We start from the raw sequence: 11,082 nt of genomic DNA, 5'->3' as shown, positions 1-11,082 counted from the left end.
GGTCCGGGGGCAGCGCCCCCGGAGACGGGTAGGGGCGGAGGGGGCGAAACAAACCCGGGGGTCAGCCGATCCGCCGGGCCCCCGCCGAAGGAACGGCCGGGAACACCCGCGGAGCGGTATGGCCCGCCTCGGCAAAGGCCTCCACCACGGCCTTGGTGACACCGTCGATGTCGGCGGACTCCACCAGCACGACGGCGGACCCCCCGAACCCACCCCCCGTCATCCGCGCCCCGAGGGCCCCCGCGGAGTTCGCCGCGGAGACCGCGAGATCCAGCTCGGCACACGAGATCCGCAGATCGTCCCGCAGCGAGGCATGACCGTCCGTCAGGACGGGACCGATCGCCCGGACGTCCCCCGCGTCCAGCAGGGAGACGACCCGGTCCACCCGGTGGTCGTCGGAGACGACATGGCGGACGTAGCGGCGGACGCGTTCGTCGGAGAGACGGGCGAGCGCCGCGTCGAGCTCCTCGTAGGGGACATCGCGCAGATGGGACACCCCGAGCTGCCGGGCCCCCTCCTCACAGCCCGCACGCCGCTCGGCGTACGCCCCGTCGCCGAGCGCGTGCTTCACCCGGGTGTCGACGACGAGGAGTTCGAGGCCCTGGGAGGCGAGGTCGAAGGGGATCTGGCGGATGGAGAGGTCGCGGCAGTCGAGGTGCAGGGCGTGGCCCTCGGTGCAGCACGCCGACGCCGTCTGGTCCATGACCCCGCAGGGCACGCCGACGAAGTCGTTCTCGGCGCGCTGGGCGAGCCGTGCCAGCTCGGGCCGGGTGAGCCCGAGCCCGTACAGCTCGTCGAGGGCGAGGGCGGTGACGACCTCCAGGGCCGCCGAGGAGGACAGCCCGGCGCCGGTGGGTACCGTGGAGGCCAGATGGATGTCCGCGCCGCCGACGGCGTGTCCCGCCTGGCGCAGCGCCCACACCACACCCGCCGGATAGGCGGCCCAGCCGGTGTCCGACCGGGGCGTCAGTTCGTCGACGCGCAGTTCGACGACGGGGCCGTCGATGTCCGCCGAGTGCAGCCGCAGCACCCCGTCGGACCGGCGGGACACCGCCGCGACCGCCGTGTGCGGCAGCGCGAGCGGCATCACGAACCCCTCGTTGAAGTCCGTGTACTCGCCGATCAGGTTGACCCGGCCGGGCGCCGCCCAGACGCCCTCGGGCGCGGCGCCGTACAACTCCTCGAAGCCCTCACGTACCCCACGTACCCCCACCTGCTCCACCCGCTCCACCCGCTATCCCTTCGCTGTGTTCTGTGCGAACTCCCACGCGTCCGCGACGATCCCCGCGAGATCCGCGCGGGACGGGTTCCAGCCGAGCCGCTCCCGGGCGGTCTCGGCCGAGGCGACCAGGACCGCCGGGTCCCCGCCGCGGCGCGGTGCCACGACCTCGGGGATCGGGTGTCCGGTCACCCGGCGCACCGTCTCGATGACCTCGCGGACGGAGAAGCCGTTGCCGTTGCCGAGGTTGCAGATCAGGTGCTCGCCGGGGGTCGCGGCCGAAAGCGCCAGCAGGTGCGCCTCGGCGAGGTCCGCGACGTGGATGTAGTCGCGGACGCAGGTGCCGTCCGGCGTCGGGTAGTCGTCGCCGAAGACGGAGATCGCGTCGCGGCGGCCCTGCGCGACCTGGAGGACCAGCGGGATGAGGTGCGACTCGGGGTCGTGCCGCTCGCCGCTCTCGCCGTAGGCGCCGGCCACGTTGAAGTAGCGCAGCGAGACGGCGCCGAGTCCGTGCGCCGCGGCCTCGCCGGTGATCATGTGGTCGACGGCGAGCTTGGAGGCACCGTAGGGGTTGGTGGGCCGGGTCGGCGCGGACTCCACGATCGGGGTGGTCTCGGGCTCGCCGTAGGTCGCTGCGGTGGAGGAGAAGACCAGCGTGCGCACTCCCGCGTCGCGCATCGCGGCGAGCAGGGCCATGGTGCCGCCGACGTTGTTGTCCCAGTACTTCTCCGGCTTCACCACAGACTCGCCGACCTGCGAGAACGCGGCGAAGTGCAGGACGGCGTCGTACGAGGGGTCCAGCCACTTGGCGGCGTCGCGGATGTCTCCCTCGACGAAGGCGGCACCGGCGGGCACGCCCTCGCGGAAGCCCGTCGAGAGGTTGTCGAGGACGGTGACCTCGTGGCCCGCCTCGATCAGGTGGCGCGCGACCACGCTGCCCACATAACCGGCTCCGCCCGTGACCAGGTACTTCCCACTCATGTACTCGCTACCTCTCGCAGTCGCTGAGCCGCGGATTCCGGCGGCACGTCGTTGATGAACACGTTCATGCCGGACTCGGAACCCGCGAGGAACTTCAGCTTGCCGGAAGTGCGGCGAATGGTGAAAAGCTCGAGGTGGAGCGCGAAGTCGTCCCGATTGACGCCTTCGAACTCCTCCAGCGGGCCGAAGGGAGCCTGGTGCCACGCCGCGATGTACGGCGTCGGCGGCTCTCCGGCCCCTTCCTCGCCACCGTCCCCCGCGTCGAAGATCCGGTCGAAGCGTCTCAAGAGTTCCAGATAGACCTGGGGGAATTCTGTGCGCGCGTCCTCGTCGAGGCCGAGCAGGTCGGGCACACGGCGGCGCGGGTAGAGGTGGACCTCGTACGGCCAGTGGGCGGCGTACGGGACGAAGGCGACCCAGTGGTCGCTCGACAGGACGATCCGGGACCCGTCCGCGACTTCACGTGCGAGGACGTCGTCGAACAGATTCTCCCCGCCGGTCGCCTCCTTGTGCGCGGCGAGGGAGCGCAGCATCAGTGCGGTACGGGGGGTGGTGAAGGGGTAGCCGTAGATCTGCCCGTGCGGGTGACCGAGCGTCACGCCGATCTCGGCGCCGCGGTTCTCGAAGCAGAAGACCTGCTGGACGGAGGGCAGATGGGAGAGTTCGGCGGTGCGGTCCGTCCATGCCTCCAGGACGAGGGCGGCCTGCGCCTCCGTCAGGTCCGCGAAGGACGCGTCGTGGTCGGAGGTGAAGCAGACGACCTCACAGCGGCCGGAGTCGCCGGCCAGCGAGGGGAACCGGTTCTCGAACACGACGACGTCGTACGAGGAGTCGGGGATCTCGCTCAGCCGGTCGCCTGAGGACGGGCACAGCGGGCACTCGTCGGCCGGGGGGTGGTAGATGCGCCCCTGGCGGTGCGAGGCGATCGCGACCGAGTCGCCGAGCAGCGGGTCGCGGCGCACTTCCGAGGTGGTGACGGTCGGGTCGAGCGGGCGCCGGTCCACCGCGTCGCGCACCTGGTCGTCGCCCGCGTCGTAGTAGATGAGCTCACGACCGTCGGCGAGCCGGGTCGAGGTCTTCTTCACAGTCGGACTCCCCATCAACACCCGATCAAACCTTCAAACATAACCCAACACAACAAACCACAAGCCACCACGACAGTCAACGTCACAATCAAACAAAGGACACCATCGGAAGGGCGTATTTCCTGAATGCGGAGGCATGCGTCCCGCTCCGACTGGTTCACGCGACGAAGCGAGTTCTGATGCAGTCCCCCACACATCCGCCCCAACCGGGCACCCTGCTCGCCGCCGAGCTGCGTCTCCCCACGAACGCACTCGACTACACAATCCTCGGCATCTACTTCGTGGTCGTCCTGGGCATCGGATTCGCGGCCCGCCGCTCGGTGCGGACGAGCCTCGACTTCTTCCTGTCCGGGCGCTCACTGCCGGCCTGGATCACCGGCCTGGCGTTCATCTCGGCCAACCTGGGCGCCACCGAGATCCTCGGCATGGCCGCCAACAGCGCGCAGTACGGCGTCTACACCGTGCACTGGTACTGGATCGGCGCCATCCCGGCGATGGTCTTCCTGGGCCTGGTGATGATGCCGTTCTACTACGGCTCCAAGGTCCGCTCGGTCCCCGAGTTCCTGCTCCTGCGCTTCGACAAGTGGGCGCACCTGCTGAGTTCGGTCCTGTTCGCCTTCGCCGCCGTCCTCATCGCCGGCGTCAACCTCTACTCGCTCGCGATCGTGGTCGAGGCGCTGCTCGGCTGGCCGCAGTGGGTGGCGATCGTGGTCGCCGGGTTCTTCGTCCTGGCGTACATCACGCTCGGCGGTCTGTCCTCCGCGATCTACAACGAGGTGCTCCAGTTCTTCGTGATCCTGGCGGCCCTGATCCCGATCGCCGTGCTCGGCCTGCACCGGGTGGGCGGCTGGGACGGTCTGACCGACTCCCTCGACAAGACCCACGGCGCCGACTTCACGACGGCCTGGGGCGGTACGGGCATCGGCAGCGCCAACCCGCTGGGCGCCAACTGGCTGACCATCGTGCTCGGCCTCGGCTTCGTACTGTCCTTCGGCTACTGGACGACGAACTTCGCCGAGGTGCAGCGCGCGCTGTCGGCCAAGAATCTCTCGGCGGCCCGGCGCACCCCGCTGATCGCGGCCTACCCGAAGATCTTCATCGTGTTCCTGGTGATGATCCCGGGGCTGGTGGCGGCCGTCCTGGTCCCGAAGATCGGCACCCCCGGCTCGGATCTCCAGTACAACGACGCGATCCCCTATCTGATGCAGGAGTTGCTGCCGAACGGTGTCCTCGGCATCGCGGTGACCGGTCTGCTGGCGGCGTTCATGGCGGGCATGGCGGCCAACGTCTCGTCCTTCAACACGGTCTTCACGACCGACATCTGGGCGAAGTACGTGGTGAAGGGCCGCGAGGACTCCTACTACGTGCGCTTCGGCCGGCTGATCACGGTGATCGGCGTCCTGGCGTCGATCGGCACGGCCTTCCTGGCCTCGTCCTTCTCCAACATCATGAGCTACCTCCAGACGCTCTTCTCCTTCTTCAACGTGCCGATGTTCGCGGTCTTCATCGTCGGCATGTTCTGGAAGCGGGCGTCGGTGAAGTCGGGCTTCTGGGGCCTGCTGGCCGGCACGACGGCCGCGATGGTGAACTACTTCGTCCTCTACAAGCAGGGCATCATCGGCTTCCCCTCCGACCAGGGCGCCAACTTCGTCTCCGCGATCGTCGCCTTCGTGGCCGGTGGCGTGGTGATGGTCGGGGTCTCGCTCTTCACCGCCCCCAAGCCCGCGCGGGAGTTGGAGGGCCTGGTCTACGGCACGGTGTCCCCCGGCATGGCCGAGCCGCCCGCCGCCGGTGACGACGCCTGGTACCGCAAGCCCGCCCTGCTGGGCTGGGGCGCGATGATCCTGGCCGCCGCCTGCTACATCCCGTTCTCGTTCTGACCTCGTTCCGACGAGTCCAGGCCCGTCCCGACGAGGGAGAATAGACAAACCATGTCCGACTATTCGGAAAGCGACGCGCAGCGTCAGGTCTCGGACCTTGAGAAGAAGTCCGTGACCGCCGCCCGCCTGTTCGACATCCGCCGCATCATCGGCGGCCTGTTCGTGATCTACGGGATCATCGTCACCATCGCCGGCATCACGGCCTCCGACGCCGACCTCGCCAAGGCCGGCGACATCAACATCAACCTCTGGACAGGCCTCGGCATGCTCGCCCTGGGCCTGTTCTTCCTGACCTGGCTGTGGCTGCGGCCCTTGCCGCCCACGGTGCCGGAGACTCCGGCCGAGGATCAGGCTCCGCCGACGGCCTGACTCCCGACGCCCGACCGCCGGCGTCCGGCGCCGGGGTTCCCAGGGAGCCCCGGCCCTGCCCCATGGCGCGCACCTTCACCAGGCTCTTTACCTCGTCTTCACTCTGTGATCAACTTCGCTGACGTGTACAAGACGGCCTCTGGGGAGGGGCCGTGGGGCAGGGGAGAGTCAGCGATGCACACCGCTGCAGCGGAAACGGTTCAGCCATGCCCCGAGTGCGGGACCGAGATCCGTACGGACGCCCGGTTCACCACGTGGTGCGCCGCCTGCGACTGGAACGTCGATCCGGAGCGGGCGGAGGAGAAGCGGGGACGGCTCGCCAGAGCCCGGCGCGCCCAGGCGCGGCGGCACGGTGAGCGACTGCTGGCGGAGCTGAGCGCCGGCGGGAACCTGAGTGCCCACCGGGACACCTCCTCGATCCTCGCCGTGGCGCTCTCGCTGGTCGTCCACGCCCTGACCCTGGCCGTGACCGCGGGTGACGTCTGGTTCCTCGTCACGGGATGGGGCGGCTGGGGCATGATCCCGGGCATCTTCCTCCTCGCACTGGCGTGGTCGCTGCGGCCCCGGTTCGACGGGCTACCGAAGGACACACCCGTCCTGCGCCGCGCCGACGCGCCCGAACTCTTCGCGCTCGTCGACGAGATCGCCCGCGTGGCCGGCACCCGCGGGGTCGACGCGATCGCCGTCGACAACCGCATCAACGCGAGTGTCGCGAGCTACGGCGTGCGGGGCCGCCGGCTCCTCACGCTGGGGCTGCCCCTGTGGGAAGCCCTCACACCGCAGCAGCGGATCGCGCTGCTGGGCCACGAAATGGGCCACTACGTCAACGGGGACACCCGTCACGGTCGGGTCGTCGCAGCCGCCTTCCGTTCGCTGATCACCTGGCACTACTACTTCGAACCGGTCGACCACGAGCCGCTCGACGACACCGGCGCGCTCATGCTCCTGCTCAACGTGCTCTACGTCCTGCCCCGACTGCTCGTCCGCGGAATCCTGACGCTCCTCGACCAACTGACCCTGCGCGCCACTCAGCGGGCCGAATACCTCGCCGACCGCGTCGCCGCCCGCGCCGGTTCCACCGAGGCCGCGCTGGAACTCATGGACCATCTGCTGATCGCGGACTCGGCCGCCGTGACGCTGCGCCGCGAGGTCAACCTCGCCGCCCTGAGCGGCCCGCGCCGCACAGGGGCGTCCGCCGACCTGACGGACGGGCTGTGGGAGCGTCTCGCCGCGGACCTGGCGTCCGTGCCGGAACACGAGCGCGACCGTCAGCGCCGGGCCGGTGTCCTGAGAGGCCACAGCGTCGACGACTCCCACCCGCCGACCCATCTGCGCCACGCCTGCCTGCTGATCGGCGAGCCCGCGCCCCCGGCCGTCACGACCGACACCGAAAGGGAGCACCGGATCGCCGGTGAACTGGCCGCCGCGCGCGCAAGGGTGGCCCGCCAAATCATCCGGGACGGCTACTGACCAGGCACTAGTGCCGTTCAGGGGTGAACAGGTCGGCCGGTTCGGCGGCAGATGGTGATGGCACGGGTGTCGTGGGGGATGTGCAGGGATTGACATGCTCCTTGCCCTGAAGAGCGAGGATTCCGGCCTTCCTTGACTGGTCGCTGTGCCGCTACGCGGCACGGTTTCCGGTCGGGAATCCGTGGCTTCCTGTTTCTTCGCGCCGTGCCAGAACGGGTTCTGGTCCTACCGGCGCTCCGCAGGCCGATACCGCCAGTCCGGCGGCCTGTTTAATGTTGAGTGCCGCGTTGTGGTCCCGGTCGTGGAGGGTGCCGCAGGCGGTGCAGGTCCATTCCCGGACATTGAGGGGTTTGGGTCCGTCCTTGACCCCACAGGTGGAGCAGACCTGGGAGGTTGGTTCGAACCGGCCGATCCTGACCAGGGTGCGGCCGTACCGCTCTGCTTTGTACTCCAGCATGCCGATGAACTGTGCCCAGCCCGCGTCATGCACGGACCTGGCCAGCCGGGTGCGCGCCAGCCCCGCCACCGCCAGGTCCTCCACGCCGATCGCTTGGTTGTCGCGGATCAGTCGGGTGGAGAGTTGGTGGTGGAATTCGCGGCGTGCGTCGGCGACCTTGGCGTGGGCGCGGGCGACCTTGAGGCGGGCCTTGGTCCGGTTCTTTGATCCCTTCTGTTTGCGGGACAGGTCCTGCTGGGTCTTCTTCAGCTTCTTCTCCGCCCGGCGCAGGAACCGCGGGGAGTCGATCTTCGTGCCGTCGGACAGCACGGCGAAGTGGGTCAGGCCGAGATCGATGCCGGTCGTCTGGTCGGAGTCGGGCATCCGGGTCGCATCTTGAGTGGGGTCGGTATCGATGACGAAGGAAGCGAAGTACCTGCCGGCCGCATCCTTGATCACGGTGACGGAGGTGGGGGTGGCGGGCAGGGTGCGGGACCATTTCACCTTCACCGCGCCGATCTTCGGCAGGTTCAGCCGACCGCCGCCGGTGATCTTCCAGCAGGCGTTGGCGGTGAACCGGATCGACTGCCGGTTGTCCTTGCGGGACTTGAAGCGGGGCGCACCCAGCCTGGGGCCCTTGCGGGTGCCCTTGAGGGAGGCGAAGAAGTTACGGTAGGCGGCCTCGGCGTCCCGCAGAGCCTGCTGGAGCACCACCGCAGACACCTCGCCCAGCCAGCAACGCTCCTTCGTCCGCTTCGCCTCGGTGATCAGTTTCCGGGACAGCTCGCCCGCCGCCGGGAACGCCAGCCCGGCCCTGAGGGCGTCCTCGCGGACGCGGACCGCGTCGTTGAACACGACCCGCGCGCACCAACGCGGTCTGCTGACCGGCGTCCGGGTACAGACGGAAGCTGTACCGGAGCTGCATGGCGATCACACTACGCACGTCGAACCCGTGACGTCACCGGGAACACACAAGCGATCCTTCACCGTCACCGGGCAGAGTCCGGCTCCGCCGGAACGCCACCGCACGATTCACTTCACCCCCGGCGCGCGCCGTCTTCTCGTACCGGGTCCCCCGACTGCCGGACAACGAGCTTGAGTTGCGCGTCCGCCATCGAATGGAGCGCAAGACGGTCATCGCGGACCCCACTCGCGTCCCCTACACGGCCGTGATCCATGAAGCGGCCCTGCGCATCAGAGTCGGCGACCGGACAACGGCTCACCGTCAACTGGCGGCCATTCTGGAGGTCTCCGAAGCGGACCACATCACCGTGCGCGTCATCCCCTTCGAACTCGACGGCTTCGCCGGAGCCACGAACGCGATGATGTACGTGGGCGGTGCCGTGCCCAAGCTGGACACAGCGGTACGCGACGCACCTCACGGCGCGGTGTTCATCGACTCCGAGGCACAACTGGGCACCTTTCGAACGCTCTTCCATATGGTGGAGGCTGTGTCGCTCGAACCCACCCGTTCGCGTGACTTCATCCACCAGTTGGCGAAGGAACTGTGAGGCCTGCCGTGACCACCCCCGACAACTGGCAGAAGTCGTCCTTCTCTGGAAGCGGCGACGGCAACAACTGCCTGGAACTGGCCACCACCCCCGGCACCGCTCACCTCCGTGAGAGCGACACCCCAGAAGCCCGTCTCTCGACCGCCCCGGGCGCCCTTGTCCACCTCCTGAACCACATAAAGAACGGGATCGACGGGGAAGGCTGACCCCATGACCGAAAAACTCACTGTCAGTGTTCTCGGCACCGGCATCATGGGGGCCGCCATGGCCCGGAATCTCGTGCGGGCCGGGCACGGTGTGCGGGTCTGGAACCGCACCCGGGACAAGGCCGAACCGCTGGCCGCCGACGGCGCGCACGTCGCGGACACCCCGGAAGAGGCCGTGCGGGGCGCCGACGTCGTCCTGACCATCCTCCACGACGGCCCGGCCGCCCTCGACGTCATGCGCCAGGCCGCACCCGGGCTGCGCGCGGGGGCCGTCTGGGTGCAGTCCACGACCGCCGGGACCGAAGCCCTCGGCGAGCTCGCCGAGTTCGCCGACGCCCACGGGCTCCCCTTCTTCGACGCGCCCGTCCTCGGGACGCGCGCACCCGCCGAGGCCGGGCAGCTCACCGTGCTCGCCGCAGGCCCGAGCGCGGCCCGCGACACCGTGACGCCCGTCTTCGACGCCGTCGGCGCCCGTACGGTGTGGACCGGCGAGGACGGCGCGGCGGGCAGTGCCACCCGGCTCAAGCTCGTCGCCAACAGCTGGGTCCTCGCCGCCACGGCCGCGACCGGCGAGGTGCTCGCCCTGGCCAAGGGCCTCGGCGTGGACCCGGAGGACTTCTTCGGCCTCATCTCGGGCGGACCGCTCGACATGGGCTACCTGCGTGCCAAGGCCGACCTCGTCCTGGAGGACCGGCTGTCCCCGGCCAGCTTCGCCGTCAGCACCGCGGAGAAGGACGCCCGCCTGATCGTGCGGGCGGGGCAGCGGCACGGCGTGCGCCTCGATGTGGCCGAGGCCGCCGCCGAACGCTTCGGCCGCGCCGGCGCCCTCGGTCACGGGGACGAGGACATGGCCGCCGCGTACTTCGCGAGCTTCGAGGAGGGGAAGCCCCCCTCCTCGTAGCACCGTCGACCGGCAGACCCGTGGAGCCCGTACCCGTGGAGCCCGTGGAGCCCGTACGTCTCAGCGGACGGTGTCCGCGGGGCCGTGGGTGCTCTGGGCCGGGATCGGGCCCGCGCGGTCCAGCAGGCCGGTGCGGGCCGCGAGCGCCGCCGCCTCCAGGCGGGAGCCCACGCCCAGTTTCATCAGGACCCGCTGGACGTGGGTGCGGGCCGTGGACGGGGCGATGCCCATTCCGGCCGCGATGAGCCGGGTGTCCTCGCCGTCGGCGACCCGCACCAGGACCTCCACCTCGCGGGGTGTGAGCATCTGGAGCAGCCGCTGGCCCTCGTCGTCGGGCTGGGCGGCGGGATTGAGCAGTTCGCTGAAGGCACCCTGGAGCAGTTGCGGGGCCACGGCCGCCTCGCCCGCCCTCGCCTTCATGATCGCGCGCTCGACACCCTCGATGCGCTCGTCATGGCGTACATAGCCCGAGGCGCCGGCGGCGAACGCGGCGGCGATCCCGCGCGGGTTCGGCACCGGTCCGAGCACCAGGACGGCCACCTGCGGACGCTCCCGCTTGATCCGCACCACCGGGTCGAAGATCCCCGGCTCGGCGGGTGTCGCCGTACCGATCAGGCACACCTCGGGTGCCCGTGTGATCACCAGCTCCGCCGCCCCCGCGGCGGGCGCCGCCGCGGCGAGCACCCGGTGCCCGCGCAGCTTCAGAGCCGAGGCCAACGCCTCGGCGAGCAGTCGGTGGTCGTCGACCACCATGAGCCGGACTCCCATCAGGCAACCCCCCAGTCCCCCCGAGCATCCCCACTGGTTCCCCGTGGATTAGGAGCCCCCCGGCTCTCCATCCCCCGGAAGCTACACGCTTGTTCGACGTTGCGCTTCCCCTACTGGAGAGAAGTGCCCCGGAATATCGAAATCCCAACCAATAGGAAGTGATGCGGGGTACGCGTGCGGCCCGCCCCCCACCGAGAGCGGCCGCCCCCCCGACACGCGGGGGGCCGCGACCACACGACCACACCCGGTCGCGACC

General features: G+C 69.8%; 9 protein-coding genes and 2 pseudogenes. 6 read left to right on the top strand and 5 right to left on the bottom strand.

Features of this window, described 5'->3' with window-relative positions:
- Window positions 1-61: 61 nt before the first annotated feature.
- Genes galK through galT form a run of 3 tightly spaced genes read right to left on the bottom strand, consistent with a single transcriptional unit; the run spans window position 62 to window position 3,285 of the window.
- Complete coding sequence (gene galK, locus ACFXGX_RS41885; RefSeq protein WP_384803321.1) at window positions 62-1,213, bottom strand: galactokinase; 1,152 nt, start codon at window positions 1,211-1,213, stop codon at window positions 62-64.
- A 21-nt stretch (window positions 1,214-1,234) separates the two neighbouring features.
- Window positions 1,235-2,200, bottom strand: a complete 966-nt coding sequence (gene galE, locus ACFXGX_RS41880) for a UDP-glucose 4-epimerase GalE (RefSeq protein WP_384803318.1) — start codon at window positions 2,198-2,200, stop codon at window positions 1,235-1,237.
- Window positions 2,197-3,285: a galactose-1-phosphate uridylyltransferase gene (gene galT / locus ACFXGX_RS41875; RefSeq protein ID WP_384803315.1), complete on the bottom strand. Its 1,089-nt coding sequence runs from the start codon at window positions 3,283-3,285 to the stop codon at window positions 2,197-2,199. The genes galE and galT overlap by 4 nt, the downstream gene beginning before the upstream one ends.
- A 179-nt stretch (window positions 3,286-3,464) precedes the next feature.
- Between galT and ACFXGX_RS41870 the strand changes: the two genes are divergently transcribed.
- From ACFXGX_RS41870 to ACFXGX_RS41860, 3 genes are all read left to right on the top strand, one after another.
- A complete protein-coding gene (locus ACFXGX_RS41870; RefSeq protein WP_384803313.1) occupies window positions 3,465-5,165 on the top strand; it encodes a sodium:solute symporter family protein in 1,701 nt (566 codons plus the stop codon).
- 51 nt (window positions 5,166-5,216) lie between these two features.
- Complete coding sequence (locus tag ACFXGX_RS41865) at window positions 5,217-5,534, top strand: hypothetical protein (RefSeq protein WP_384803310.1); 318 nt, start codon at window positions 5,217-5,219, stop codon at window positions 5,532-5,534.
- A gap of 174 nt (window positions 5,535-5,708) precedes the next feature.
- Entirely contained in the window at window positions 5,709-7,004 is a 1,296-nt protein-coding gene (locus ACFXGX_RS41860) for a M48 family metallopeptidase (protein WP_384803307.1), read from the top strand.
- Window positions 7,005-7,155: 151 nt separating this feature from the next.
- Here ACFXGX_RS41860 and ACFXGX_RS41855 read toward each other — a convergent pair.
- Window positions 7,156-8,365: pseudogene (locus tag ACFXGX_RS41855) on the bottom strand (RNA-guided endonuclease InsQ/TnpB family protein).
- A 109-nt stretch (window positions 8,366-8,474) separates the two neighbouring features.
- Here ACFXGX_RS41855 and ACFXGX_RS41850 point away from each other — a divergent pair.
- From ACFXGX_RS41850 to ACFXGX_RS41840, 3 genes and pseudogenes are all read left to right on the top strand, one after another.
- A pseudogene (locus ACFXGX_RS41850) lies at window positions 8,475-8,951 on the top strand (DUF5753 domain-containing protein); the annotation flags it as partial.
- Window positions 8,952-8,959: 8 nt separating this feature from the next.
- Window positions 8,960-9,157: a DUF397 domain-containing protein gene (locus tag ACFXGX_RS41845; protein ID WP_384803304.1), complete on the top strand. Its 198-nt coding sequence runs from the start codon at window positions 8,960-8,962 to the stop codon at window positions 9,155-9,157.
- 4 nt (window positions 9,158-9,161) lie between these two features.
- Window positions 9,162-10,058 carry an NAD(P)-dependent oxidoreductase gene (locus ACFXGX_RS41840; protein WP_384803301.1) on the top strand — a complete coding sequence of 299 codons (897 nt, stop codon included), beginning with the start codon at window positions 9,162-9,164 and terminating at the stop codon, window positions 10,056-10,058.
- A 60-nt stretch (window positions 10,059-10,118) separates the two neighbouring features.
- Here ACFXGX_RS41840 and ACFXGX_RS41835 read toward each other — a convergent pair whose 3' ends face one another.
- Window positions 10,119-10,826, bottom strand: coding sequence for a LuxR C-terminal-related transcriptional regulator (locus ACFXGX_RS41835; RefSeq protein WP_384803298.1), 708 nt, complete (start codon window positions 10,824-10,826; stop codon window positions 10,119-10,121).
- Window positions 10,827-11,082 lie beyond the last annotated feature (256 nt).

Source organism: Streptomyces sp. NPDC059371, from assembly GCF_042751995.1.
GTDB lineage: Bacteria > Actinomycetota > Actinomycetes > Streptomycetales > Streptomycetaceae > Streptomyces.
This window is presented reverse-complemented; position numbering and strand designations above follow the sequence as displayed.

Bases quoted from the DNA above. Each gene is read 5' to 3' on its own strand.
- galE (WP_384803318.1), bottom strand. From the start codon at position 2,200: ATGAGTGGGAAGTACCTGGTCACGGGCGGAGCCGGTTATGTGGGCAGC.
- ACFXGX_RS41870 (WP_384803313.1), top strand. From the start codon at position 3,465: ATGCAGTCCCCCACACATCCGCCCCAACCGGGCACCCTGCTCGCCGCC.
- ACFXGX_RS41865 (WP_384803310.1), top strand. From the start codon at position 5,217: ATGTCCGACTATTCGGAAAGCGACGCGCAGCGTCAGGTCTCGGACCTT.
- ACFXGX_RS41860 (WP_384803307.1), top strand. From the start codon at position 5,709: ATGCACACCGCTGCAGCGGAAACGGTTCAGCCATGCCCCGAGTGCGGG.
- ACFXGX_RS41840 (WP_384803301.1), top strand. From the start codon at position 9,162: ATGACCGAAAAACTCACTGTCAGTGTTCTCGGCACCGGCATCATGGGG.
- ACFXGX_RS41835 (WP_384803298.1), bottom strand. From the start codon at position 10,826: ATGGGAGTCCGGCTCATGGTGGTCGACGACCACCGACTGCTCGCCGAG.